Below are 26,036 nucleotides of genomic sequence, written 5' to 3'. Positions count from 1 at the left end.
TGGCGCCATCAACGCGCGCATTGGCGTAGCTGCGCGGCGTAGTCCCGAGCCATCTGCTCGGTGGCCCGCGCATAGCGCTGCACGCCGGCATCGCCGCGGTTGCCGCGGCCATAGGCCGTCCAGCCGAGATAATAGGCCAGATAGAGATTGTAGGTGTCGTTGCGGGCGACGCCGAGCGTGTCTGATGTCTTGGAATGATACCAGCCGACGAAATCGACGGCATCGGCGAAGCTGGTGCGGCGCGCCGCCCAACTGCCGGTCTCGCTCTGATATTGCGCCCAGGTGCCGTCAAGCGCCTGCGAGAAGCCGGTGGCGCTGGAGGCACGTTTCCAGGGAATGAAGCCGAGCAGCTTCTTGCGCGGCGGCCTGGCGTTACTCTTGAAGCCGGATTCCTTGCGCACCGTCGCCATCAGCACGGGAACCGGCACGCCGTGCTTCCGTTCGGCGCGTTCGGCCGCCGCCTGCCAGTTGTCGAACCAGCCGTCATTCTGGTCGAAGACGGCGCAGACATTGTTGATATGGCTCGGCGGCGTCGCGCAGGCCGACAGCGCCAGCAGCACGGTAACGGCTACAATTTTGCTAAAACTCGACCTACCCATTGGAAGAGGATTAGGCTGGAATCATAAAGGGAATCTTGCAGCGTTCCTTAACGGCTGATCGGCCGCTTTGGCCGGGACACAGCGAGGATAGATATTCCGACGTTTTCCGTCGCTTTTGTCGGCACGAAAATCCCAAAATGCCGCCTTGGCTAAAATCGCGCCCGCAGGTGGCGGATTTCTGACAGCCCGATCGTCGTGCCGGCGCTTTGATGCGCCGCATGACCGAACCGAGACGCAAGCGCGGCGCCGAGCGAACCAGCAACAGGGGACCGGCCGCCATCCCGCAACTGCCGTTGCGCCGCGTGACAAATCCCTATCCGCCGATGGCGATGCTCTCGGCCGATCAGATCGAGGCGATCCACCAGGCGTCGATGCACATTCTGGAGAATTTCGGCATCGAGGTGATGAGCCCGCGGGCGCTTTCGCTGTTCGAGAAGGCCGGCGCCAAGGTCAATCATGCGTCGATGACTGTCCGCATCGACCGCGGCATGGTCGACGAGGCACTGAAGACGACGCGGTCCAGCTATACGCTGACGCCGCGGAACCCGGCCCACACAGTCCATCTCGGCGGCAACACGATCAATTTTACGCTCGTCGCCGGACCGCCGAACGTGCATGACATGGAACGCGGCCGGCGCGCCGGCAATTTGCGCGACTATTGCGACCTCACCCGGCTGGCGCAGCATTTCAACTGCATCCACATGCTCGGCAATCAGGTCTGCGCACCGGTGGAACTGCCGGCCAATTCACGCCACCTCGACACCTATTTCGCCAATCTGACGCTGACCGACAAGAGTTTTCACGTCTCGGCGATCGGCCGCGGCAGGGCGCTGGACGGCGTCGAAATGATGGCGATTTCGCGGGGCTTGAGCCTCGACCAAATGCGCGACGATCCCGGCGTCACCACCATCATCTCGGTCAACTCGCCGCGCCGCTTCGACGAAATGATGGCCGAAGGCCTGATGACCATGGCCGAGTTCGGTCAGTCGGTTGCGGTGACGCCGTTCACGCTGATGGGGGCGATGAGCCCGGTGACGCTTGCCGGCGCGCTGGCGCAACAGAACGCCGAGGCGCTGTTCGGCGTGGTCTTGACGCAGCTTGTCCGCCCCGGCGCCCCGGTCATGTATGGCGCCTTCACCTCCAATGTCGACATGAAGTCCGGTGCGCCGGCCTTTGGCACGCCGGAGAACACCAAGGCCAACATCGCCTCCGGGCAATTGGCGCGGCGCTATGGACTGCCCTACCGGACGACGCCGGGCTCGGCCTCCAACGCCGCCGACGCGCAAGGCGCCTATGAGACGCTGATGGCGCTGTGGGGCGCGGTGCTCGGCCACGGCAATCTCGTCTACCACGCAGCCGGCTGGCAGGAGGGCGGGCTGACCGCGTCGTTCGAAAAGTTCATCATCGACGTCGAGATGATCCAGCACATGATGGAGTTTTTGCGCCCGATCGAAGTCAACGAGGCGGAACTCGCCGTCGAGGCGCTGGGTGCCGTGCCGACCGGCGGCCATTTCTTCGGCGAGCCGCACACGCTGGAGCGCTATGCAACCGCCTTCTACCAGCCGATGCTCTCCAATTGGCAGAACTACGAGGCCTGGCAGGAGGCCGGCGGGCTAGACGCCACGGCGCGGGCGACGCGGCTGTGGAAGAAGGCGCTGGAGGATCATGTCGAACCGACGATTGATATTGCCGTGCGCGAGGCGCTGGAGGCGTATGTGGCCAGGCGCAAGGAAGCGATCGGGCAGGGCGAGCCGTGATGGTCGAAGGCTTGCGCTCGTGTACCCCCCCTCTGTCCTGCCGGACATCTCCCCCTCAAGGGGGGAGATTGGCTGTCACGTTCTCCTTCGCCAATCACCACCGTTGAAAAGAGCGCGGCGGCGTTGAAACTGCCAATCTCCCCCCTTGAGGGGGAGATGGCTGGTAGGCCAGAGGGGGGTGGCTTGGCTCCTCCCGCACCGATTCATCCCACCCCTCCAACTCCCTGAAATAACGAGAAAAACCCATGAAATCGCATGCGAAGGTCGTGGTCATTGGCGGAGGCGTCGTCGGCTGTTCGGTGCTGTTCCATCTCGCCCGTCACGGCTGGACCGACATTGTGCTTCTGGAGCGCGACGAGCTGACTTCCGGCTCGACCTGGCACGCGGCCGGCGGCATGCACACGATCAATGGCGATCCCAACGTCGCCAAGCTGCAGAAATACACGATCTCGCTCTACAAGGAGATCGAGGAGCTGTCCGGCCAGGCGACCGGCGTGCATCTGACCGGTGGCGTGCTTTTGGCGGCGACCGAGGCGCGGCTCGACTGGCTGCGCGGCGTTGTCGGCAAGGGCCGCTATCTCGGCATCGACCTCGAGGAGATCTCGCCTGATGAGGCGGCCGAGTTGATGCCGCTGCTCGACCCGAAACAGTTCGTCGGCGCGGTGCGCAACAAGGAGGACGGTCATCTCGACCCGTCCGGCGTCACCCACGCCTATGCCAAGGCGGCCAGAAAACTTGGCGCCGAGGTCGAGCGCTTCACCAAGGTCGAGGATATCGTGCGCCGCGCCGACGGGTTCTGGCGGATCATCACCAACAAGGGCGAGGTGGTGGCCGAGCATGTCGTCAACGCCGGCGGCCTGTGGGCGCGCGAGGTCGGCCGCATGGTGGGCCTCGAACTGCCGGTGCTGGCCATGGAGCACATGTACCTGATCACCGAGGACATGCCGGAGGTCGCCGCCTGGAACCAGAAGACCGGCACGGAGATCATCCACGCGGTCGATTTCGACGGCGAGCTCTATCTGCGCCAGGAGCGCGGCGGCATGCTGATGGGCACCTATGAGAAGGCCAACAAGCCATGGTCCGAGCTCCAGACACCGTGGAATTTCGGCCACGAGCTGCTGGAGCCCGACATCGACCGCATCGCGCCGTCATTGGAAGTCGGGTTTCGGCATTTCCCGGCCTTCCAGAACACCGGAATCAAGCAGATCATCAACGGCCCCTTCACCTTCGCGCCCGACGGCAACCCGTTGGTCGGGCCGGTGCGCGGCCTGCCTGGCTTCTGGGTCGCCTGCGGCGTCATGGCCGGCTTTTCGCAGGGCGGCGGTGTTGGCCTGGCGCTGTCGAACTGGATGATCGAGGGCGATCCCGGCGCCGACATCTGGGCGATGGACGTCTCGCGCTACGGCGACTGGGCAACGATGGCCTACACCAACGCCAAGGTGCGCGAGAATTATTCGCGGCGTTTTTCCATCCGCTTTCCCAATGAGGAGCTGCCTGCCGGGCGGCCGCTCAAGACCACGCCGGTCTACGACCTCTTGTCGGCCAAGGGCGCGCAGTGGGGCGTGGCCTATGGGCTGGAAGTGCCGCTGTGGTATGCGCCCGAAGGCGTAAGGGACGAGTTCTCGTGGCGGCGCTCGAGCGATTTCGAGCATGTCGCAAAAGAGGTGAGGACGGTGCGGACAAGTGTCGGCCTGTCGGAAATCTCGTCCTTCGCCAAATACAGGGTGACGGGCGCGGGCGCGGCGGCCTGGCTCGACCGCCTGCTTGCCTGCAAGCTGCCAAAGCCCGGCCGCATGACGCTGGCGCCGATGCTGAAGCAAGACGGCAGGCTGATCGGCGACTTTTCGCTGGCCAATCTCGGCAGCGGCAATTCCAGCGGGGAGGGCTGGTTCCTCGCCGGTTCCGGCATTGCCGAGCAGTATCACATGCGCTGGTTCGAGGCGCATCTGCCGCAAGATGGCTCGGTCCATATCGAGGCGCTGGGGGCGAGACTGACGGGCCTGTCGATTGCCGGTCCGAGGGCGCGGGACGTGCTGGCAAAAGCCACGCGGGCGGATGTGTCGAATGCGGCGTTTCCGTTCATGGCGACGGCCAGGATGGATATCGGCATGGCGCCGTGCCTGGTCGGCCGCGTCAGCTACACCGGCGATCTCGGCTACGAGATCTGGGTGGCGCCGGAATATCAGCGTGCCGCGTACCAGACCCTGATGGCGGCCGGCGAAGACTTCGGCATCGGCCTGTTCGGCGCGCGCGCGCTCAACGCGCTGCGGCTGGAGAAGAATTACGGCTCGTGGGCGCGCGAATACCGGCCGATCTACGGACCGCTGGAGGCCGGGCTCGACCGTTTCGTCGCCTACGGGAAAGAAACCGATTTCATCGGCAAGCAGGCGGCACTCGCCGAGCGCCAGCAAGGCGGCAAGCTGCGACTGCGCGCCTTTGTCGTCGATGCGGCAGACGCCGACGTCATCGGCGACGAGCCGATCTGGTTCGACGGCGCGGTGCGCGGCTGGGTCACGTCAGGCGGCTACGCACATCATTCGAAGACGTCCGTGGCCCTGGGCTATGTGCCGAAGGAGATCGCCGACGAGGCCGATGGTTTCGAGATCGAGCTCCTGGGCAAGCGCTACACCGCCCGGGTGCAGCCGACGCCGCTGTTCGACGCGAATCTCGTGCGGATGCGCGGGTGAGGGCGCTGCCATTGCGCGGGGCCGGCGGGACAGCGCCCCCTCTGTCCGGCAGGACAGAGGGGGCGCGAAGGATCGCCCACTTCGACAAGCATGACGCCGGCCCAGCTACCGCACCGGCGCCGTCAGCGCGAAATGAGCACCCTGTGGGTCCGTGCACATCACGATCCAGCCGCCGCCGGGAACCTCCATCGGTCCCATCAGGATCGTGCCGCCATTATCGGTGACACGCTTGGCCGCCGCGTCGATTGCGGGGACATTGAAATAGAACTGCCAGACCGGCACCGGAACCTGCTCGGGCTTGTTCATCATGCCGCCGACAGGTTCGCCGCCGGCGGCAAACAGCTGGTAGGTGCCCATCGGCCCCATATCCATGGCGTCGCCCTTGGTCCAGCCGAATTGCCCGGCATAGAAATCGAACGCGGCGTGCCAGTCGGTCGTGTAGAGTTCATGCCAGCCGATATTGCCGGGAGTAGTAGCCGGCAACGGCGGCTGGTCAGGGCCAATCGGCTGCAGGAAGTTGAACACCGCGCCTTGCGGATCGGCGACGACGGCAAAGCGGCCGACGCCCGGAATGTCATCGGGTTCGCGGTGAACCGCACCGCCGGCGCCCTTCAGCGATTTCGTGGAAGCATCGACATCCCCGGTATGGATGTAACCGACCCAGGCTGGCGGCATGCCCGTCTTGCGCACTTCGTCCGGCTGCGTCATCAGCCCGCCGACGCCGCGCTGGCCGACATTCATCACGATATAGCGCGGCATGCCGGGCGCGCCGTCGAAGGGCTGCGCCTTCCAGCCCACCACATCGGTGTAGAACGCTTCGGCAGCGTCGAGATCGGTGGTCATCAGCTCGTACCAGAAGAAGGACATCGGGGAGTTTGGCATTGTCGTGCTCCTTGGGTTTCCAGTCAGCGATCATGCGTGATCCATCTAGGACGATCTTCGCGACGGAATTCCGACAGCCAAGGCCAATATAGAAAACATGAGTATTGATATCATGTTTTTTCGTGGCTTTTCAGCGGCTTGCGTCGAAAATTGACCAATTGATAAAAAAACAAAACGTGCTAGCCTTCCGCAAAACAACAAGGAATGGGGAAGCGGAATGGCGACTGGTCATTTCAAGCAGGGCATTGCCGGTGGGCGGCTTTCGCCCGAGCAATATGCCGATAATTTTTCCGACCTGCATCCGCCGCTCGATCATCACGAGGCGCTGGTCGAGTCCGATCGCTGCTATTTCTGCTACGATGCGCCGTGCATGAACGCATGCCCGACCTCGATCGACATCCCGCTGTTCATCCGCCAGATCTCGACCGGCAATCCGATCGGCTCGGCCAGGACGATTTTCGACCAGAACATTTTGGGCGGCATGTGCGCCCGCGTCTGCCCGACCGAGACGCTGTGCGAAGAGGTCTGCGTGCGCGAAGTGGCTGAAGGCAAGCCGGTGCAGATCGGCCGCCTGCAGCGTTATGCCACCGATGTCGCGATGGCTGAGAACAAGCAGTTCTATGCGCGCGCCGCTCCGACCGGCAAGACGGTCGCCGTGGTCGGCGCCGGACCGGCCGGGCTTGCCGCCGCCCATCGGCTCGCCCGCCACGGTCACGACGTGACCATCCTCGAGGCCCGCCCGAAAGCCGGCGGTCTCAATGAATACGGCATCGCCGCTTACAAGAGCATCGACAATTTTGCCCAGGCCGAGGTCGACTATGTCATTTCGATCGGCGGCATCGACATCCAGAACGGCAAGGCGCTTGGCCGCGATTACCAGCTGTCGGACCTGACCAGGAATTACGATGCAGTGTTCCTCGGCATGGGACTTGGCGGCGTCAACGCGCTGCGCGCCGACGGCGAGGACGCGCAAGGCGTCACCAATGCGGTGGAGTTCATTGCCGAGCTTCGCCAGGCCAGCGATCTTGCCAGCCTGCCGGTCGGCCGGCGCGTCGTCGTCATCGGCGGCGGCATGACGGCGATCGACGCGGCGGTGCAATCAAAGCTGCTCGGCGCCGAAGAGGTGACGATCTGCTACCGGCGCGGTCAGGAGCACATGAACGCTTCCGAATTCGAGCAGGACCTGGCCGCCGCCAACGGCGTCATCATCCGTCACTGGCTGCAGCCGAAGCGGGTCATTGCCGAAGGCGGCAAGGTCTCGGGCATCGAGCTCGAATATACGGCGATGGATGGCGAGAAACTCGTCGGCACCGGCGAGCGGCTGACGCTCACTGCCGACCAGGTGTTCAAGGCGATCGGCCAGAGCTTTGTCCCGGCTGCGCTCAACGGCAGCGGCGCCTTGCTGGCGCTGGAAGCCGGCCGCATCAAGGTCGACGCCGAAGGCCGCACCTCGCTGCCAAACGTCTGGGCCGGCGGCGACTGCATCTATGGCGGCGACGACCTCACCGTCTCGGCAGTCGCGCAGGGGCGCGACGCGGCCGAATCGATCCACCGGGCACTGACCTCGAACGGGAGGGCATGAGCATGGCAGATATCAGAAACAATTTCGTCGGCATCAAATCGCCGAATCCGTTCTGGCTGGCCTCGGCGCCGCCGACCGACAAGGCCTACAATGTCATCCGCGCCTTTAGGGCGGGCTGGGGCGGCGTTGTCTGGAAGACGCTCGGCGAAGAGGGGCCGCCGGTGGTCAATGTCAACGGCCCGCGCTATGGCGCGATCTGGGGCGCCGATCGCCGCCTGCTCGGCTTGAACAACATCGAGCTGATCACCGACCGCGACTTGCAGACCAATCTGCGCGAGATCAAGCAGGTCAAGATGGACTGGCCCGAGCGCGCCATCGTCGTCTCGCTGATGGTGCCTTGCGAGGAGCATGCGTGGAAGGCGATCCTGCCGGTGGTCGAGGAGACCGGGGCCGACGGCATCGAGCTCAATTTCGGCTGCCCGCACGGCATGTCGGAACGCGGCATGGGCGCCGCCGTCGGCCAGGTGCCGGAATACATCGAAATGGTGGTGCGCTGGTGCAAGGCCAACACCCGCATGCCTGTCATCACCAAGCTGACGCCGAACATCACCGATATACGCAAGCCGGCGCGTGCCGCCCTTGCCGGCGGCACCGACGCGGTGTCGCTGATCAACACCATCAATTCGATCACCGGCGTCAATCTCGACAGTTTCGCACCGGAGCCGACCATCGACGGCAAGGGTTCGCATGGCGGCTATTGCGGCCCGGCGGTGAAGCCGATCGCCATGAACATGGTCGCCGAGATCGCCCGCGATCCGGAAACGCACGGCTTGCCGATCTCCGGTATCGGCGGCATCACCACCTGGCGCGACGCTGCCGAATTCATGGCGCTCGGTGCCGGCAATGTGCAGGTGTGCACGGCGGCGATGACCTATGGCTTCAAGATCGTGCAGGAGATGATCGCCGGCCTGGAAAACTGGATGGACGAGAAGGGCCATGCCTCGCTCGACGACATCGTCGGCCGCGCCACGCCCAACGTCACCGACTGGCAATATCTCAACCTCAATTACGTCGCCAAGGCGCATATCGACCAGGAGGCGTGCATCAAATGCGGCCGCTGCCACATCGCCTGCGAGGACACTTCGCACCAGGCGATCACCAGCATGGTTGACGGCAAGCGGCATTTCGAGGTGATCGAGGCCGAATGCGTCGGCTGCAACCTCTGCGTCAATGTCTGCCCTGTCGAGAACTGCATCACCATGGAGCCGCTGGCGGCCGGCGTCATCGACCAGCGCACCGGCAGACCGGTGTCGCCGGTCTACGCCAACTGGACGACGCATCCAAACAACCCGATGGCCAAGGTGGCCGCGGAGTAAGTTTGGTCGAAGCGCCAGATCGGTTTCGTCCGGTTGAATTGTCGAGGTTGGCGCTGCCCCTCATCCGCCTGCCGGCACCTTCTCCCCGTATCGTGACGGGGAGAAGGGGGATTGCCGCAACCTCGCCGCCCTTTTTGCACCGCCGACAATTGGCGAAATCATCGGTGATAGCGTCTTTCTCCCCGTCACTATACGGGGAGAAATGCCCGGCAGGGCAATGAGGGGCAGCGCAACCCTTTGAAAAGGAACCGTAGGCCCGGATATTCCTATTGCGGATAAAAATTATCCACGATAAGATATATCCATGAATTGGAATTCAGAAAAATGAAGCTGGGCGAGGGCGTTGAAGCGGCCATCCACTGCGCCGCCATGCTTGCCGGCGTGGAAGGCGCGTCGACCATGCCGGGTGCTGCCATGGCGGAAGCGTTCGGCCTGTCGCCAAGCTATCTGCTCAAGCATCTCAACGCGCTCACGGCGTCGGGCATCCTGGAATCGGTGCCCGGGCCATCGGGCGGTTTCCGGCTGGCGCGGCCGGCGGAGCGCATAACGCTGCTCGACATCGTGCTCGCCGTCGAAGGACGCGAACCGGCCTTCCGTTGCGGCGAAATCCGTCAGCGCGGGCCGGCCAGGCTCGATGCCTCGGCCTATGTCAAACCCTGCGGCATCAGCGTCGCGATGCTGAAGGCCGAGCGCGCCTATCGCGCCGCTCTTGCCGAGTCCCGGCTGTCCGACATCGTTGCGGAATACGTGAGCGATGCCGATCCCCGTTCAGTCGCCGCCAACTGCGCCTTTGTCGAGCGTCATCAACGACCGCAGAAATCCAGTTCAACCAAGCAAGCGTGAAGGGAAAGAGAATGAAGCAGAGGCTGCAATTCTTCGGCGCGGCGCCGGAAATCATGAAAGCGGTATCGGCGCTCAACAAGGCGGTCGACGAGTGCGGGCTCGAGGAAGGCCTGCTGCATCTGATCAAGCTGCGGGCGTCGCAGATCAATGGCTGTTCGTACTGCGTCGAGATGCACAGCCGCGAGGCGCGCCGAGATGGCGAGACCGAGCAGCGGCTCTATCTCGTCTCCGCCTGGAAGGAATCGCCGTTGTTTTCCGAGCGCGAACGTGCTGCCTTCGCCTGGACCGACGTGGTGACGAAGATCGCCGACAGCGGCGTGCCGGACGATCTCTATGCTCGCACGCTTGAACACTTCTCGGAAGAGGAATTGGTCAAGCTGTCCGTCGCGATCGGCATGATCAACACCTGGAACCGGCTCTGCGTTCCCTTCCACGCCATTCATCCGGTAGCGGCGGCCAAGGCCGCCTGAGCAGACGAAACTGGATGCGCGGCCTTAACGCCCCGCGCGTCTCTTTTTGCTTTGGGATCAAGACCATGTTGTCGAATTTTGAGAATGAGATTCTGGTTGCCGCACGCCTGCTGCTTGGCGGCGCCTTTGTCTTTGCCGGCCTGCGCAACATCCAGAATGCAGGCTTCCTGACCCAACTGATGACGACGCGAGGCGTGCCGCAGGCGCGGCTGATGCTGTGGTTGGGGATCGTCCTGCAAATCGTTTCCGGAGCGCTGGTGATATCAGGTGTCTGGACCGCTGCCGCGGCTCTGTGCCTGGTGCTGTTCCTGATGGTGGCCACGCCGATGTTCCACAATTTCTGGGATCATCAGGGCCCCGAGCGCGCGTCGCGCATCAACGGCTTTGTCGGCAACGTGGCGCTGACTGGAGGTTTCCTGGCGCTGGCGGCGCAGCCGCTTTGAAGGTTCGGTGGCCGCCTCGCGGAGGCAGCCGCCGCAGCCTCTGGCAAACGGTCTCAATCTGTCAAACCAATTGCTGAAGTTTCAGCTCTTCGGCTTCAGCCCGTCGATGAACAATTGTTCGAGAAACCTTGCAGCATCCTCGAAGCGGCCGTCGCCGCCGCGGTCGGGGCCGAGCACGGCGCGGACCTGAACGTCGAAATCGGCATAGTGCTGCGTCGTCGCCCAGATCGAGAAGATCAGGTGCCAGGGGTCGGTGGGCGCGATCTTGCCGGCGCGCATCCAGCCCTTGATGACGGCGGCCTTCTCGTCGACCAGCGTCTTCAGCTCGCCTTCCAGCATCGGCATGATGCGCGGCGCGCCCTGCAGGATCTCGTTGGCGAACAGGCGGCTTTCCCTGGGGAAATCGCGCGCCATTTCGAGCTTGCGCCTGATATAGCTGCGCAATTCGGTCAAGGGATCGCCGATGTCGTCGAGTTCGCGCAGCGGCGCCAGCCAGGTGTCGAGAAGCCGCTGCATCAGCGTCTCGTGGATGTCCTCCTTGCGGCGGAAATAGTAGAGCAGGTTCGGCTTCGACATGCCGGCGGCTTCGGCGATCTGGTCGATGGTCGAGCCGCGAAAGCCGCTGGTCGAGAACACCTCGAGCGCCGCCTCCAGGATCAGCTCGCGCTTTTCCTGCTGGATGCGGGTACGGCGAGGAGCCGGAATTTCCATGTCGGCCGTCACCGCGGCATACCATGGCTTGGAGAGCCATCTGGACCAATTCTCTGGACCAGTTTTTCTCCGGCCTGTGGAGCGCGCCTCAGCTGCCGCATTTCCGCTAGTAATCCCTTGACCGCCGACAGGGCGGTGCTAACGTTTGTCCAATCGGTCAAAATTTGCGTAGCACGAAAACGCAGCAGAGACCAAGTGTCGGGAAGACCAAGCGTTAGCCGCACCGAAACAGGTTACAAGGGGAAGTCTTGGTCATGTCCAACCGGCTGAAAGTCACGCCGAACGATCTCAGCGCATTCTGGATGCCGTTCACGGCAAACCGGCAGTTCAAGCAGGCGCCGCGCATGATGGTGTCCGCCAAGGACATGCATTACACGACGAGCGACGGTCGCACGGTTTTAGACGGCACTGCCGGCCTGTGGTGCGTCAATGCCGGCCACTGCCGGCCGAAGATCACCGATGCGATCCAGAGCCAGGCCGCCGAGCTCGACTATGCGCCGGCGTTCCAGATGGGTCACCCGATCGTCTTCGAATTGGCGAACCGTTTGGTCGACCTGGCGCCGGAGGGCATGGACCACGTGTTCTTCACCAATTCCGGATCGGAATCGGTCGAGACCGCGTTGAAGATGGCGATCGCCTATCACCGCGCCAGAGGCGAGGGCTCGCGCACCCGCCTGATCGGCCGCGAGCGCGGCTATCACGGCGTCAATTTCGGCGGCATCTCGGTCGGCGGCATCGTCACCAACCGCAAGATGTTCGGCACGCTGCTCGGCGGCGTCGACCACATGCCGCACACCCACCTGCCGGAGAAGAATTCGTTCACCAAGGGCGTGCCCGAGCATGGCGCGGAACTGGCCAACGAGTTGGAGCGCATCGTCGCGCTGCACGACGCCTCGACCATCGCGGCCGTTATCGTCGAGCCGGTGGCGGGTTCCACCGGCGTCATCCTGCCGCCGAAGGGCTATCTCGAGAGGCTGCGCGAGATTTGCACCAGGCATGGCATCCTTTTGATCTTCGACGAGGTCATCACCGGCTTCGGCCGTCTCGGCACGCCGTTTGCCGCCGACTATTTCAGCGTCACGCCCGACATCATGACCACCGCCAAGGGCGTCTCCAACGGCGTCATCCCGATGGGCGCGGTGTTCGTCAAGAAGGAAATCCACGACGCCTTCATGACCGGCCCCGAGCATATGATCGAGTTCTTCCACGGCTACACCTATTCGGGCAATCCGATCGCCTGTGCGGCGGCGCTCGGCACGCTCGATACCTATAAGGAAGAGGGCCTGCTGACCCGCGGCCAGGAACTGGCGCCGTATTGGGAAGACGCGCTGCATTCGCTGAAGGGCGAGCCGAACGTCATCGACATCAGAAACATCGGCCTGATCGGCGCGATCGAGCTGGCGCCCATCCCCGGCAGTCCGACCAAGCGTGCCTTCTCGGCTTTTGTGAAAGCGTTCGAGCGCGGCGCGCTGATCCGCACCACCGGCGACATCATCGCGCTGTCGCCGCCGCTGATCATCACCAAGGGCCAGATCAACGAATTGATCGACCATGTGCGTGAAGTGCTGAGGGCGGTGGATTGAGAAACGCGGCGCAGCTTTCCCGGGGGGACGCTGCGCCATCGATGAGGTTTTAGAAAATGGCCGCTCCGGGCGAGAATCTGCGAATCAATTCAGACCGTTTGTGGGATTCGATAATGGAGATGGCGAAGATCGGCCCCGGCGTTGCCGGCGGCAACAATCGCCAGACGGTAACCGACGCGGACGGCGAGGGGCGGCAGCTGTTCAAGCGCTGGTGCGAGGCGGCGGGACTTGAAATGGGCCTCGACGAGATGGGCACGATGTTTGCCCGCCGCGAGGGCACCGAGCCCGATCTGCCGCCGGTCTATGTCGGCAGCCATCTCGACACCCAGCCGACCGGCGGCAAGTATGACGGCGTGCTTGGCGTGCTCGGCGGCCTGGAGATCGTGCGCTCGCTCAACGAGCTCGGCATCAAGACAAAACATCCGATCGTCGTCACCAACTGGACCAACGAGGAAGGCGCGCGTTTTGCGCCGGCGATGATGGCATCCGGCGTATTCGCCGGCGTCCTCGACCAGGCCGACGTGTACGAACATGTCGACAAGGACGGCAAGAAATTCGGCGAGGAGCTCGAACGCATCGGCTGGAAAGGCAGCGAGAAAGTCGGTGAGCGCAAGATCCACGCCTTCTTCGAGCTGCATATCGAGCAGGGCCCGATCCTCGAGGACGAGGGCATCGACATCGGCGTTGTCACCCATGGCCAGGGATTGAAATGGCTGCAGGTGACGCTGACCGGCAAGGAGGCGCATACCGGCTCGACGCCGATGCCGAAGCGCCGCAATGCCGGGCTCGGCATGGCGCGGGTGATCGAACTGGTGCACGAGATCGCCATGGACTACCAGCCCGACGCCGTCGGCGCGGTCGGCCACATGGAGGTCTATCCGAACTCGCGCAACATCATCGCTGGCCGCACCATGTTCACCATCGACATCCGCTCGCCGGAAAAGGAAGTGCTCGACGCCATGGACGGGCGCATCCGCGAAGGCATCGACACGATCTGCGAAGCGCTCGACATCAAATATCAAATCGACCAGGTCGGCCATTTCGATCCGGTGACTTTCGATCCGGGCTGCGTCAAGGCTGTGCGGGATGCGGCCGAGCGCCTGGGTTATACGCATCGCAACATCGTCTCCGGCGCCGGCCACGACGCCTGCTGGATCAACCGCGTCGCGCCGACGGCAATGGTGATGTGCCCCTGCGTCGACGGGCTGTCGCACAACGAGGCCGAGGAAATCACCAAGGAATGGGCGGCCGCCGGCGCCGATGTGCTGTTCCACGCGGTGCTGGAGACAGCGGTGATTGTGGAGTGAGACGTCGGCGCTGTACCCCCACCCCTAACCCCTCCCCACAGGGGGGAGGGGGACTGGCAATGCCGGCTCCTCTTCCTGTGGCGAAAGCTTTGATGGGTTCAGCTGTGATAGTGCGACGAAAAGCCTCCCTCCCCCTTGTGGGGAGGGATTGAGGGTGGGGGTACTCGTCTTGGCACCGACCCCGATCGATCCAACCGCCATAAAGCGTGCCAGGGCACTGCGCCGGAACATGACGGAAGGCGAGCGCAAGCTCTGGTCTGAATTGAAAGAGTTCCGTCGCCTCTACGGCCTGCATGCCAGGAAGCAGGCGCCGATCGGACCTTATATTGCGGACTTCGTGTTGCATGAGAAGAACCTCGTCATCGAGGTCGATGGAGAGCATCACTTCACGCCGGAGCAGATGGACAAGGATCGAATACGCGATGCATGGTTTGGCCGACAGGGCTATCGTGTGCTGCGGTTTTCGACAGGAGACCTGGCAAATTCTTTCGACGGTTGCGTCGAGGAGATATTGCGGGAAGTTGGAGTCATGTAGAGGCCGTTCAGGGCTCGATCCCGAACCGATCTGATCAAGCAGGCCGCTCACCAAGAAGCGCGAAGAGAACAAGGGAACAAAAAAATGTCCAAAGTCATCAAGAACGGCACCATCGTCACCGCCGATCGAAGCTGGAAGGCCGACGTGCTGTTCAAGCACGGCAAGATCATCGCCATCGGGCCGGACCTGCATGGCGATCACGAGTTCGACGCCACCGGCTGCTACGTGATGCCGGGCGGCATCGATCCGCACACCCATCTCGAAATGCCGTTCATGGGCACCTATTCGGCCGACGATTTCGAGAGCGGCACCCGCGCCGCGCTTGCCGGCGGCACCACCATGGTTGTCGATTTCTGTCTGCCGGCGCCGCAGCAGTCGCTGCTCGAGGCCTTGCAGATGTGGGACAACAAGACCTCGAAAGCCTCCTGCGACTATTCCTTCCACATGGCGATCACCTGGTGGGGCAAGCAGGTGTTCGACGAGATGGCCACCGTCGTCGACAAGGGCATCACCTCGTTCAAGCACTTCATGGCCTACAAGGGCGCGCTGATGGTCGACGACGACGAGATGTATTCGTCGTTCCAGCGCTGCGCCGACCTTGGCGCGCTGCCGCTGGTCCATGCCGAGAATGGCGACGTGGTGGCGGCGCTGTCGCAGAAGCTGCTGGCCGCCGGCAATAACGGCCCCGAAGGGCACGCTTATTCGCGGCCGCCGGAAGTGGAAGGCGAGGCGACCAACCGCGCCATCATGATCGCCGACATGGCCGGCGTGCCGCTCTATGTCGTGCATGTCTCCTGCGAGCAGGCGCACGAAGCCATTCGCCGGGCGCGGCAGAAGGGCATGCGGGTGTTCGGCGAGCCGCTGATCCAGCATCTGACGCTCGACGAGAGCGAATATTTCAACAAGGACTGGGACCATGCGGCGCGCCGCGTGATGAGCCCGCCGTTCCGCAACAAACTGCACCAGGATTCGCTGTGGGCCGGCCTGCAGGCCGGATCGCTGCAAGTGGTGGCGACCGACCATTGCGCCTTCACCACCAGCCAGAAGCGCAACGGTGTCGGCGATTTCACCAAGATCCCGAACGGCACCGGCGGGCTTGAGGACCGCTTGCCGGTGCTGTGGACGACGGGCGTCAACACCGGCCGGCTCACGATGAACGAATTCGTCGCGGTGACCTCGACCAACATCGCCAAAATCCTCAACATGTATCCGAAGAAGGGCGCCATCGTCGAAGGCGCCGACGCCGACATCCTCGTCTGGGACCCGAAGCGCAAGAAGACGATCACCTCCAAGAAGCAGCAGTCGGTGATCGACTACAACGTCTTCGAAGGTTTCGAGGTGACCGGCCTGCCGCGCTTCGTCTTTTCGCGCGGCGAATTGTCGATCCAGGAGAACGAGGTCAAGGCGAAGCCCGGCCATGGCGAGTTCGTCGCTCGCGAGCCGAATGCCGCGGTCAACCGGGCGCTGTCGACCTGGAAGGAAATTTCCGCGCCGCGCAAGGTGGAACGATCAGGCATTCCGGCGACCGGGGTGTGAGCTTGCGCGGGTTTGTCGAAGTCGGCGCCGCCCCTCAGGGGCAGCGCAAACCTGAAGCGATTGCACTGAAGCCGGCCTCAGGCGACCAGCCCATCCAGTTGCGGCAGCAGCACGACGCTTTCCTGTTCGTTGGGATCGGTGCGGGCGATGACCGCCGAGGCCGGGCTGTCGCTCAGATTGGCCGGCAGATGCGGCACGCCGGCGGGAATGTAGAAGAGGTCGCCGGCCTTGGCCACGGTCTGCTGCTCGAGCCGGTCGCCATACCAGGTATGGACCTCGCCGGAGAGCACATAGATCGCCGTCTCATGGCTTTCGTGCATATGCGCCTTGGCGCGGGCACCGGGCGGCATGGTGAGCAGGTGCATGCAGATGCCGGTAGAGCCGACCGTCTCGGCGGCGATGCCGGTGAAATAACTCAATCCCTGCTTGCCTTCATAAGAGCCTTCGGGGCGGATAAGATGGCAGGTGGGTTTGGACGACATCGGGCAAACTCTCGATCGAGTGGGACAAGATAAGTGGAAAGCAGCATTTTGGCAAAAGCAACGGGAGTGCGGCCGGCGCGGCGGCGGTGCGAAAAGCCAGGCTGCGGCCTATGACCGGACAGTCGCCAGCCGTCGTTTCGGCAAGCAAGCTCGGCCTGACCTTCCAGACCAGCGACGGTCCGGTGCAGGCGCTGTCGGATGTCGACCTGACCATCGGCAAGGGCGAATTCGTCTCCTTCATCGGGCCGTCCGGTTGCGGCAAGACGACCTTGCTGCGGGTCATCGCCGATCTCGAGAAACCGACATCGGGAAGCATCTCCGTCAATGGCGTGACGCCGGAGCAGGCGCGCGAAAACCGCGCCTATGGCTATGTCTTCCAGGCGGCCGCACTTTATCCGTGGCGCACGATCGAGCGCAATGTGGCGCTGCCGCTGGAGATCATGGGCCTGTCGAAGGCAGAGCAGGCGGCGCGCATCAAGCGCACGCTCGATCTCGTCAACCTGGCCGGCTTCGAGCAGAAATACCCGTGGCAGCTTTCCGGCGGCATGCAGCAGCGTGCCTCGATCGCGCGGGCGCTGGCGTTCGATGCCGATCTTCTGTTGATGGACGAGCCGTTCGGCGCGCTGGACGAGATCGTGCGCGACCACCTCAACGAACAGCTGCTGGAGCTTTGGGATCGGACCAACAAGACCATCTGCTTCGTCACCCATTCCATTCCCGAGGCGGTCTACCTGTCGACGCGGATCATAGTCATGTCGCCGCGCCCGGGCCGCGTCAGCGATGTCATCGAATCGACGCTGCCGAAAAAGCGGCCGCTCGACATTCGCGAGACGCCGGAGTTTTTGGCGATCGCGGCGCGGGTGCGTGACGGGCTCAGGGCAGGGCACAGCTATGAGGATTGAGCGGGATGGGCTCTCTCCTCTCCCCGACGGTGCCAGCGGGCCCACCCATGCCTTCGTCATCCTAGGGCGGAGCAAGGAGCGAAGCGACGCGGCGCAGGGCAGGGCACAGCTATGAGGATTGGGCGGGATGGGCTCCCTCCTCTCCCCGACGGGGAGAGGGTGGCCGGAGCGAAGCGGAGGTCGGGTGAGGGGGCGGCGCCGACAGATCCGACCAAAAGAAATGCCGGGGCAACCGCTCGCGCTCGAAAGCTGCGGGTCGACGAAACCGAGGCTGAGTACCGACTTCGGGGGGATCTGAGAGGACGTCATCTCAACGGCTACAAATTTGTGAGGCAAGTGCCGCTTGGACCTTTCATCGCGGATTTCGTTTGTCGCGAGAAGGGTCTGATTGTCGAACTCGATGGCAGCCAGCATGCGGATTCACCAACCGACCCCGCCAGGACGGCCTGGCTGAATGGGCATGGTTATTCCGTTCTCCGGTTCTGGAACCATGAAGTTTTGGCCGAGCGCCGAGCGGTCCTTGATACGATCCTGGCTTGCCTCGACGGAAAGATTTCTACCCCCTCACCCGGCCTCCGCTTCGCTCCGGCCACCCTCTCCCTGTTGGGGAGAGGAGGGGAGCTTCGCTGATGGACTCCTTTCGCGACAAGATCGTTCCGGTGACCTCGATCCTCGCAGGCGTGGTGGTCGTCTGGTATGTTTTCGCCGTCATCCTCAACGCGCCGTTCCAGCGCGATCTCGACCGCCGTGCCGGCGAGACGCCGGGGATCGTGGAGTTCATCGGCAAGACGATGGCGCAGCCGAAGCCGACACTGCCGGCGCCGCATCAGGTGGCGGTGAATTTCTTCGAGAACACGTTTCTGCGCAAGGTCACCAGCAATCGCAGCCTTGTCTACAATGCCTGGGTGACGCTGTCCTCGACGCTGCTCGGCTTCGCTTTCGGCACGGCGCTCGGCATCCTGATTGCCGTCGGCATCGTCCATGTGGCGACGCTCGACCGCAGCCTGATGCCGTGGATCATCGCCTCGCAGACCATTCCGATCCTGGCGGTGGCGCCGATGATCATCGTCGTGCTGGCGGCGATCGGCGTTACCGGCCTGATCCCGAAGGCGCTGATCTCGACCTATCTGTCGTTCTTCCCGGTGGCGGTCGGCATGGTCAAGGGGCTGCGTTCGCCCGAACTCACCCATCTCGACCTGATGCACACCTACAATGCCAGCCCCTCGCAGACCTTCTGGAAGTTGCGGGTGCCGGCATCGGTGCCGTTCCTGTTCACCTCGATGAAGGTGGCGGTGGCCGCCAGCCTGGTCGGCGCCATCGTCGGTGAACTGCCGACCGGTGCCGTCGCCGGCATCGGCGCCAAGCTGCTCGCCGGCGCCTATTACAGCCAGACCATCGATATCTGGTCGGCGCTGGTGGCGGGCTCGGTGGTGGCGGCCCTTTTGGTGATGGTGGTCGGCATAGCCGGGCGCCTCGTCGACCGCGCCATGGGCGGGAGACCGGCATGAGCGATCTCCTCAGCCTTTCGTCGATCACCCCCCGCTCGTGGCAAGGGTATGCCTCGGTTGTCCTTCTTGCCGGCGCGCTGCTTCTTTGGCCGCTTGTCGATGCGGCGCCCGGCTACGGTGTCGGTACTGCGGCTTTGATTTTCTTGTTGCTGCTCCTGGCAATTGGGGCCGATAATTTCCCGCCGGCAATTGGGGTGGTGTTGCTCTTCCTTGGCGCGCATGGCGCAGCGTGGCTGCTGCTCGCCGGTATAACCGGCAATGAGGGCACCGCCCGCGCGTCGTTCTATCTGCTGCTTGCCGCGGCATGGCTCCTGGCCTGGCGCTGCGTGACGGTGCTGTCCGCGCTTCGCCCGGCCTCGCGCTGGGCGGCGACCGCTTTGAGGCTGATCATTCCGGCGATCTTCGGCGCCTGGATCCTGATCATCTGGGAGGCGGTGACGCGCGGCGCCGGCATTCCCTTCATCCTGCTGCCGCCGCCAAGCGCCATCGGCGTGCGCATCGCCAATTCGCTGCCGGTGCTGGCGGCCGACGTGCGGCAGACCATCTTCAAGGCGGTGATCTTCGGCTACATCGTTGGCAGCGGTGCCGGCTTCCTTGCCGCCATCGCGGCCGACCGCGTGCCGTTCCTGCGCCGCGGGCTTTTGCCGATCGGCAATATGGTGTCGGCGCTGCCGATCATCGGCGTAGCGCCGATCATGGTCATGTGGTTCGGCTTCGACTGGCAGTCGAAGGCCGCCGTCGTCATCATCATGACCTTCTTCCCGATGCTGGTGAACACGGTCGCCGGGCTTGCTGCCTCCGGCCATATGGAACGCGACCTGATGCGCACCTATGCGTCGAGCTACTGGCAGACGCTGTTCAAGCTGCGGTTGCCGGCGGCAGCGCCCTTCATCTTCAACGCGCTGAAGATCAATTCGACGCTGGCGCTGATCGGCGCCATCGTCGCGGAGTTCTTCGGCACGCCGGTGGTCGGCATGGGATTCCGGATTTCGACCGAAGTCGGACGGATGAATATCGACATGGTCTGGGCCGAAATCGCAGTTGCAGCACTTGCGGGTTCGGTCTTTTATGGCGTGGTCGCTCTTTTCGAGAGAGCAGTCACGTTTTGGCATCCCTCCGTCCGTGGTGGATAGGGCGGTGGCGGGTTTGGAATCAGGGTTGGATTGAAGGTCCTGGTCCTAAAAGGGTGAACACTTAACTCCAGAGGGTAAAAGCATGAAAAGACTTGTTGTTTCGATGCTGGCCGGCGCGATGTCGCTTGCCGCGTTCCAGGCGATGGCCGCAGACAAGGTGACGCTGCAGCTGAAATGGGTCACACAGGCCCAGTTCGCCGGCTACTACGTCGCCAAGGACAAGGGTTTTTATGAGGCCGAGGGCCTCGACGTCGAGATCAAGCCGGGCGGTCCCGATATCGCGCCCGAGCAGGTGATCGCCGGTGGCGGCGCCGACGTCATCGTCGACTGGATGGGCGGCGCGCTGGCCGCACGCGAAAAGGGCGTGCCGCTGGTCAATATCGCCCAGCCGTTCAAGAAGGCCGGCATGCAGCTGGTCTGCCCGAAGGACGGCCCGGTCAAGACCGAGGCCGACTTCAAGGGCCATACGCTCGGCGTCTGGTTCTTCGGCAACGAGTATCCGTTCTACGCCTGGATGAACAAGCTCGGCCTGAAGACCGACGGCGGCCCGGATGGCGTCACCGTGCTGAAGCAGAGTTTCGACGTGCAGCCGCTGATCCAGAAGCAGGCGGATTGCATTTCGGTCATGACCTACAACGAATACTGGCAGCTCATCGATGCCGGCTACAAGCCGGAAGAGCTGATCGTGTTCAACTACTCGGCCATGGGCAACGACCTGCTTGAGGACGGGCTCTATGCCCTGGAGGACAAGCTCAAGGATCCGGCCTTCGAGGACAAGATGGTGCGTTTCGTGCGCGCCTCGATGAAGGGCTGGAAATACGCCGTCGACAATTCCGACGAGGCGGCCGGCATCGTCATGGACAATGGCGGCCAGGACGAGAACCACCAGAAGCGCATGATGGGCGAAGTCGCCAAGCTGATCGACAATGCCGACGGCAAGCTCGACCCGGCGACCTACGCGCGCACCGCCAAGGCGTTGCTCGACCAGAAGATCATCACCAAGGAGCCGACCGGCGCCTACACGACCGCTATCACCGACAAGGCCATCAAGTAAGGGCCATCAACCGGGGCCTCTGGGGCCCGCAATTCGAAAAAAAGGGGACGGGCGACCGCCCCCTTTTTTTGGCATGTAAAATAGCCGTTACCGGTGGAAACATCCGCTCGCCACAACCGTTGTTCCAGTGCATCCTGCTTCAGCGGATGTCATCGCCACAACGGAGAATTCCATGCGCATGCAATCCTTCTCGCCGATGCTTTCGGCGCTGGCCGTTTCGGCTGCCTTCCTGTGCGGTTCACCGGCCTTGGCCGACATGATGAAGATGAAGGCGACGCTCGATGGCGCTCAGCAGAATCCACCTGTCACCACGGAGGGCAAAGGCGAGGCCACTCTCGGCTTCAACACCGACACGAAACAGCTAACCTGGAACGTGATGTATTCAGGTCTCAGTGGACCGGCGACGGCCGGACATATTCACGGTCCGGCAGCAAAGGGTGAAAATGCCGACGTCGTCGTCCCGTTCAAGGGCGCTGCGAAAAGCCCGTTCAAGGGGGCCGCGATCCTGACCGACGCGCAGGCTGCCGACCTGATGGCCGGCAAATACTACATCAACATCCATACGGCGGCCCACAAGGACGGCGAGATCCGCGGGCAGATCGAGAAGGCGGCGACGATGTAGCGCAACGTCGGCCCGGCGGAGCGCTGCACTAGCCTGTCGAAGTTTGCGGCACAGCGCCGCGAAGAAATTCGGCCTATGCCTCTGCCGCTCAGGTCCTGTCCCGTATCTGGGTCATCGTCCGGGTCGGCGTGATCGCCTCGGGGTCGAGCCTGATCTCGACGATCGACGGCTTGCCGCTGGCGCGGGCGCGTTCGAAGGCCGGCGCGAAGTCGGCCGTCTTCTCGACGATTTCGCCATGGCCGCCATAGGCGCGGGCGAGCGCCGCGAAGTCGGGATTCTTCAGGTCGGTGGCGACGACGCGGCCCGGATATTCGCGTTCCTGGTGCATGCGGATGGTCCCGTAGATGCCATTGTTGACGACGATGACGATGATCGGCAGATCGTACTGCACGGCGGTGGCGAATTCCTGGCCGTTCATCAGGAAGCAGCCGTCGCCGGCGAAGGCGATCACGTCGCGCTCGGGAAACAGTTCCTTGGCGGCGACCGCTGCCGGCGTGCCGTAGCCCATCGAACCGGAGGTCGGCGCTGCCTGCGTGGCAAAGCGCCGGGAACGGTGGAAACGGTGCACCCAGGTGGCGTAGTTGCCGGCGCCGTTGGTGAGGATGGCGTCGTCGGGCAGCATTTTTTCGAGATAGTTCATGATCGGCCCCATCTGGACGGCGCCGGGGCCGCTTTCGGGCGGTGTCGACCAGTCGAGATAGGCGGCGTGCAGCTTCGCTGTTTCATCCGCCCAAACCGGCGAGGCGGCCGGCTTGCGCCCGGCAAAGGCTTCGACGAAGGCGGACGGCGAGGCGTTGATCGCCAGTGTCGGCCGATAGACACGGCCGAGCTCGCCGGCGTCGGCATGGACATGGACCAGCGTCTGGTCGGGATAGGGGCTTTTGAGCAGCGTGTAGTCGGAGGACGGCATCTCGCCCATGCGGCCGCCGATCAGCAGCACGATGTCGGCCTGGTTGATGGCGGTCGCCAGCTTCGGGTTGATGCCGATGCCGACATCGCCGGCATAGTTCGGGTGGAGATGATCGAACAGCATCTGGCGGCGGAAGGAACAGCCGACCGGCAGGGACCAGGCTTCGGCGATCGTCCGCATCCGCGCGACGGCCTCCGCATCCCAGCGCGTGCCGCCGAGGATGACGAAGGGGCGCTTTGCCTTGTTGAGAAGCTTTTCCAGAGCATCGAGCTCGGCCTCGCCCGGCCGCGTTTCGACAGGCGTGTGGGGCAGGGCGGCCGGCGCTTCGGCCAGGCTGGTCAGCATGTCTTCCGGCAGCGAGATGACGACCGGGCCGGGACGGCCGGATGTCGCCACCGCGAAGGCGCGGGTGACGAATTCGGGAATGCGCGCGGCGTCGTCGATCTCGACGACCCATTTGGCGATGTCGCCGAAGAACCTGACGTAGTCGACCTCTTGAAAAGCCTCGCGCTGCATGGCGTGGCTGGCGACCTGTCCGATGAACAGGATGACGGGCACCGAATCCTGCATGGCGATGTGGATGCCGGCCGAGGCGTTGGTGGCGCCGGGGCCGCGGGTGACGAAGCAGATGCCTGGCTTGCCGGTCAGGCGGCCATGGCAGTCGGCCATCATCGCAGCACCGCCCTCCTGGCGGCAGACGATGGTGCGGATCGGCGAGTCGTGCAGCGCGTCGAGCACCGCAAGGTAGGATTCGCCGGGCACGCAATAGATACGGTCCGTTCCGTTGGCTTCGAGCGCATCGACAATCAGTTGTCCGCCGGTCTTCATTTTCCTGACCTCTCCAGTTCGGCAAGGATTTCTTCGGTGTGTTCGCCGAGACGCGGCGAGGGCCGTTCATAGAACAGCGGCGTGCCCGACATGACCATCGGCGCGCGCACCGAGGGCAACAGATTGCCATGGCCGTCGTCGAGGTCGAGCCGCATGCCGCGCGCGATGGTCTGCGGGTCGGCGAACATCTCGCCGATCGTGTTGATCGGGCTGGCAGGCACGCCTGCCGCCTCCAGCCTGGCCAGCAGCGGATCGCGATCGAAGGTTTTCAGCGCCTCGATTATATGCCCGCGCAGCTTGGCCCGGCTGGCGACGCGGGCGGGATTGGTGGCGAAATCGGGGTTCGATGGCAGCTCGTCCAACCCGACGGCCGCGCAGAACTTGGCGAACTGGCCGTCATTGCCGATGGCAAGGATGATGTGGCCGTCCTTCACCGGCACCACTTCGTAGGGCGCGATGTTCATATGCGCGTTGCCCATCTGCACCGGCGATTTTCCCGAAACCAGATAGTTGAGATTCTGGTTGCCGAGCGCCGAGATCTGGCTGTCGTAGAGCGCCATGTCGATATGCTGGCCCTCGCCGGTCTTCTCGGCATGGCGAAGTGCGGCCTGGATGGCGATCACCGAATAGAGGCCGGTGAAAATGTCCGAAATGGCGACACCGGCCTTTTGCGGCTCGCGGCCAGCCTCGCCGGTGATCGACATCATGCCGGCCATGCCCTGGATGATGAAGTCATAGCCGGCGCGTGGCGCATAGGGCCCGTCCTGGCCGAAGCCGGTGATGGAGCAATAGATCAGCCGCGGGTTGATATTGCGCAAGCTGTCATGGTCGAGCCCGTATTTCTTCAGCCCGCCGAGCTTGAAGTTCTCGATCAGCACGTCCGATGTCGCGGCCAGTCGGCGCACTGTCTCGGCGCCCTCGGGCGTCGAGAAATCGATGGCGATGGAGCGCTTGCCGCGATTGCAGGAATGGTAGTAGGCGGCCGAAAGGTTTTCGCCGTCATGGCTCATGACGAAGGGCGGACCCCATTTCCGGGTATCGTCGCCGCCATCAGGGCTCTCGACCTTGATCACGTCGGCGCCTAGATCGGCAAGCAATTGCCCCGCCCACGGCCCGGCCAGGATGCGGGCGAGTTCGATTACGCGGATGCCTTTCAGCGGAGGCTCGGTCATGGATCACCGTGATTGATCGAAAGCGCAGGCTCTGGTTTTCTTTTTATGCATGTCCTTATCCCAAAACCGCTGCGCACTTTTGGGCAACATGCACTATCAATCCCGCGTGCCGAAGTCACGGCTCTTGCAATGGGCCAACCGGACCTCTCGATCAGGCTTGTTTCAGCACGCTGTCGGCCCATGCGGCGAAATCGTCCATGATGATATTTCGATTCACCTCGTTCAGGCTTTCGTGGCGGGCCTCGGCGTAAACCTTTGAAACGAGATTCGAAAAGCCCATCCTGTGCAGGCGCCCAGCGAGATGGCTGACCGCCTTGCCACGATCGGTAGCAGGATCCTTTTCGCCGCCGACCAGGCAGATCGGCAGGGTCTTGCGGATGCCGGAAAAATTAGCGTCGTCGGCGCCGTCGAAGACAAAGCCGAACAGGTCGCGCCACATCGACACCGACGCATCCCAGCCGCACAGCGGATCGGCGATGTATTTGTCGACTTCCGCCGCGTCGCGCGACAGCCAGTCGAACGGAGTGCGGTGACCGGGGACGGCCTTGCCCCAGGCCTGGAAGGTCAGTCTCGGCAGCATGCGCGACGGCATGTCGGAGCCGAGCCGGAATTTTTCCCAGGCCAGGATGACTTGCGCTGCACGGCTGGCGAGCCCGGCGGAAAAATTGGCGTTCCAGATGGCGGCGGCGTGCAGCCGGTTGGAATGGTGAAGCATGAAATTCACCGCGACGAGGCCGCCCATGGAATGGCCGAAGACGATGACCGGCAGGCCGGGATGGTCGCCGGCGATCAGATCATGCACGGCGGCGACATCGGCGATGACCTTGGCGCCGCCATCCACATTAGCGAATCTGCCGAGCGGAGCGTCTGGCGCCTTGGTTGCGCCATGGCCGCGATGGTCATGGGCATAGACGTGGAAGCCGCACTCGCCCAGAAAGGTAGCGAATCGGACATAGCGCGCGGCATGTTCGGCCAGTCCGTGATTGATCTGGACGACCGCACGCGGGCGGCCCTCGGCGCGTTTCACGTAAAGGTTGAGCTCGGCGCCGGTCGGCGATCGCAGCACGCGCTGCTGGCTGAATGACATTGTCGCTTCGTCTCCAACGCGTCTTTAGCGCCTGCGAACGTTTGTGTGCGCCGACGCCGGTTTTGCGTCAATCCGTTCGCGGTGTTT

24 protein-coding genes are annotated in these 26,036 nt (G+C 63.6%); 17 read left to right on the top strand and 7 right to left on the bottom strand.

Translation table 11 applies throughout. The features are described 5' to 3' along the window. Positions 1-8: 8 nt before the first annotated feature. Positions 9-599, bottom strand: coding sequence for a transglycosylase SLT domain-containing protein (locus tag AC0L28_RS20875; protein WP_128174262.1), 591 nt, complete (start codon positions 597-599; stop codon positions 9-11). A gap of 218 nt (positions 600-817) precedes the next feature. Here AC0L28_RS20875 and AC0L28_RS20870 point away from each other — a divergent pair, with 218 nt between their 5' ends. Together AC0L28_RS20870 and AC0L28_RS20865 are read left to right on the top strand one after the other, a co-directional pair. After that, positions 818-2,356, top strand: coding sequence for a trimethylamine methyltransferase family protein (locus AC0L28_RS20870; protein ID WP_473479962.1), 1,539 nt, complete (start codon positions 818-820; stop codon positions 2,354-2,356). 245 nt (positions 2,357-2,601) lie between these two features. Beyond that, positions 2,602-5,043 carry a GcvT family protein gene (locus tag AC0L28_RS20865; RefSeq protein ID WP_473479960.1) on the top strand — a complete coding sequence of 814 codons (2,442 nt, stop codon included), beginning with the start codon at positions 2,602-2,604 and terminating at the stop codon, positions 5,041-5,043. A gap of 105 nt (positions 5,044-5,148) precedes the next feature. Here the strand turns inward: AC0L28_RS20865 and AC0L28_RS20860 are convergent, their stop codons facing one another. Continuing rightward, the gene (locus tag AC0L28_RS20860; protein ID WP_287249478.1) at positions 5,149-5,925 is read right to left on the bottom strand and encodes a VOC family protein; all 777 of its coding nucleotides are present in this window, start codon (positions 5,923-5,925) and stop codon (positions 5,149-5,151) included. 217 nt (positions 5,926-6,142) lie between these two features. On the opposite strand from AC0L28_RS20860, the gene AC0L28_RS20855 reads away from it, so the two are divergent. The 5 genes from AC0L28_RS20855 (at position 6,143) to AC0L28_RS20835 (ending at position 10,579) form a co-directional block, all read left to right on the top strand. Then, entirely contained in the window at positions 6,143-7,507 is a 1,365-nt protein-coding gene (locus AC0L28_RS20855) for an NAD(P)-dependent oxidoreductase (RefSeq protein ID WP_287249480.1), read from the top strand. 2 nt (positions 7,508-7,509) lie between these two features. Continuing rightward, positions 7,510-8,823, top strand: coding sequence for an NAD-dependent dihydropyrimidine dehydrogenase subunit PreA (gene preA / locus AC0L28_RS20850; RefSeq protein ID WP_128167225.1), 1,314 nt, complete (start codon positions 7,510-7,512; stop codon positions 8,821-8,823). 324 nt (positions 8,824-9,147) lie between these two features. Then, on the top strand, positions 9,148-9,666 hold the full coding sequence (locus AC0L28_RS20845) for an RrF2 family transcriptional regulator (RefSeq protein WP_287249484.1): 519 nt from the start codon (positions 9,148-9,150) through the stop codon (positions 9,664-9,666). Positions 9,667-9,677: 11 nt separating this feature from the next. Further along, positions 9,678-10,136, top strand: coding sequence for a carboxymuconolactone decarboxylase family protein (locus AC0L28_RS20840; protein ID WP_091600277.1), 459 nt, complete (start codon positions 9,678-9,680; stop codon positions 10,134-10,136). 65 nt (positions 10,137-10,201) lie between these two features. Continuing rightward, on the top strand, positions 10,202-10,579 hold the full coding sequence (locus AC0L28_RS20835) for a DoxX family protein (protein WP_287228200.1): 378 nt from the start codon (positions 10,202-10,204) through the stop codon (positions 10,577-10,579). An 81-nt stretch (positions 10,580-10,660) separates the two neighbouring features. Here AC0L28_RS20835 and AC0L28_RS20830 read toward each other — a convergent pair whose 3' ends face one another. Further along, a complete protein-coding gene (locus AC0L28_RS20830) occupies positions 10,661-11,290 on the bottom strand; it encodes a TetR family transcriptional regulator C-terminal domain-containing protein (protein WP_128174246.1) in 630 nt (209 codons plus the stop codon). Between the two features lie 254 nt (positions 11,291-11,544). Between AC0L28_RS20830 and aptA the strand changes: the two genes are divergently transcribed. The 4 genes from aptA to hydA all read left to right on the top strand — a co-directional run bounded on the left by aptA (position 11,545) and on the right by hydA (position 16,251). Next, the gene (gene aptA / locus AC0L28_RS20825; protein WP_473479957.1) at positions 11,545-12,873 is read left to right on the top strand and encodes an omega-aminotransferase AptA; all 1,329 of its coding nucleotides are present in this window, start codon (positions 11,545-11,547) and stop codon (positions 12,871-12,873) included. 56 nt (positions 12,874-12,929) lie between these two features. Further along, positions 12,930-14,180, top strand: coding sequence for a Zn-dependent hydrolase (locus AC0L28_RS20820; protein WP_473479956.1), 1,251 nt, complete (start codon positions 12,930-12,932; stop codon positions 14,178-14,180). Positions 14,181-14,334: 154 nt separating this feature from the next. Further along, positions 14,335-14,715 (top strand): endonuclease domain-containing protein, encoded by a 381-nt coding sequence (locus tag AC0L28_RS20815; protein WP_280944170.1) that lies wholly within the window; start codon positions 14,335-14,337, stop codon positions 14,713-14,715. Between the two features lie 84 nt (positions 14,716-14,799). Then, positions 14,800-16,251, top strand: a complete 1,452-nt coding sequence (gene hydA, locus AC0L28_RS20810; protein WP_473479954.1) for a dihydropyrimidinase — start codon at positions 14,800-14,802, stop codon at positions 16,249-16,251. Between the two features lie 77 nt (positions 16,252-16,328). Here the strand turns inward: hydA and AC0L28_RS20805 are convergent, their stop codons facing one another. Beyond that, entirely contained in the window at positions 16,329-16,733 is a 405-nt protein-coding gene (locus tag AC0L28_RS20805; protein ID WP_027153830.1) for a cupin domain-containing protein, read from the bottom strand. Between the two features lie 110 nt (positions 16,734-16,843). Here AC0L28_RS20805 and AC0L28_RS20800 point away from each other — a divergent pair, with 110 nt between their 5' ends. The 6 genes from AC0L28_RS20800 (at position 16,844) to AC0L28_RS20775 (ending at position 21,952) form a co-directional block, all read left to right on the top strand. Beyond that, on the top strand, positions 16,844-17,635 hold the full coding sequence (locus AC0L28_RS20800; RefSeq protein WP_287237206.1) for an ABC transporter ATP-binding protein: 792 nt from the start codon (positions 16,844-16,846) through the stop codon (positions 17,633-17,635). Positions 17,636-17,746: 111 nt separating this feature from the next. Next, positions 17,747-18,265 (top strand): endonuclease domain-containing protein, encoded by a 519-nt coding sequence (locus AC0L28_RS20795; protein ID WP_473479952.1) that lies wholly within the window; start codon positions 17,747-17,749, stop codon positions 18,263-18,265. Beyond that, positions 18,265-19,143 (top strand): ABC transporter permease, encoded by an 879-nt coding sequence (locus AC0L28_RS20790; RefSeq protein ID WP_023798697.1) that lies wholly within the window; start codon positions 18,265-18,267, stop codon positions 19,141-19,143. The genes AC0L28_RS20795 and AC0L28_RS20790 overlap by 1 nt, the downstream gene beginning before the upstream one ends. Next, positions 19,140-20,276, top strand: coding sequence for an ABC transporter permease (locus AC0L28_RS20785; RefSeq protein WP_473479950.1), 1,137 nt, complete (start codon positions 19,140-19,142; stop codon positions 20,274-20,276). The genes AC0L28_RS20790 and AC0L28_RS20785 overlap by 4 nt, the downstream gene beginning before the upstream one ends. An 82-nt stretch (positions 20,277-20,358) precedes the next feature. Further along, positions 20,359-21,330 (top strand): ABC transporter substrate-binding protein, encoded by a 972-nt coding sequence (locus tag AC0L28_RS20780; RefSeq protein ID WP_023798699.1) that lies wholly within the window; start codon positions 20,359-20,361, stop codon positions 21,328-21,330. A 172-nt stretch (positions 21,331-21,502) separates the two neighbouring features. Next, positions 21,503-21,952, top strand: a complete 450-nt coding sequence (locus AC0L28_RS20775; RefSeq protein ID WP_287249500.1) for a CHRD domain-containing protein — start codon at positions 21,503-21,505, stop codon at positions 21,950-21,952. A gap of 88 nt (positions 21,953-22,040) precedes the next feature. Here AC0L28_RS20775 and AC0L28_RS20770 read toward each other — a convergent pair whose 3' ends face one another. The 3 genes from AC0L28_RS20770 to AC0L28_RS20760 all read right to left on the bottom strand — a co-directional run bounded on the left by AC0L28_RS20770 (position 22,041) and on the right by AC0L28_RS20760 (position 25,949). Beyond that, on the bottom strand, positions 22,041-23,690 hold the full coding sequence (locus tag AC0L28_RS20770) for a thiamine pyrophosphate-binding protein (RefSeq protein WP_473479947.1): 1,650 nt from the start codon (positions 23,688-23,690) through the stop codon (positions 22,041-22,043). Continuing rightward, on the bottom strand, positions 23,687-24,862 hold the full coding sequence (locus tag AC0L28_RS20765; RefSeq protein ID WP_128246389.1) for a CaiB/BaiF CoA transferase family protein: 1,176 nt from the start codon (positions 24,860-24,862) through the stop codon (positions 23,687-23,689). Before AC0L28_RS20765 ends, AC0L28_RS20770 begins: the two co-directional genes overlap by 4 nt. Before the next feature lie 151 nt (positions 24,863-25,013). After that, complete coding sequence (locus AC0L28_RS20760; RefSeq protein WP_473479945.1) at positions 25,014-25,949, bottom strand: alpha/beta fold hydrolase; 936 nt, start codon at positions 25,947-25,949, stop codon at positions 25,014-25,016. Positions 25,950-26,036: the final 87 nt, after the last annotated feature.

Source organism: Mesorhizobium sp. WSM4847, from assembly GCF_055811335.1.
Note: the sequence above shows the minus strand (reverse complement) of the source record. Positions and strands in the feature narration are given on the sequence as shown.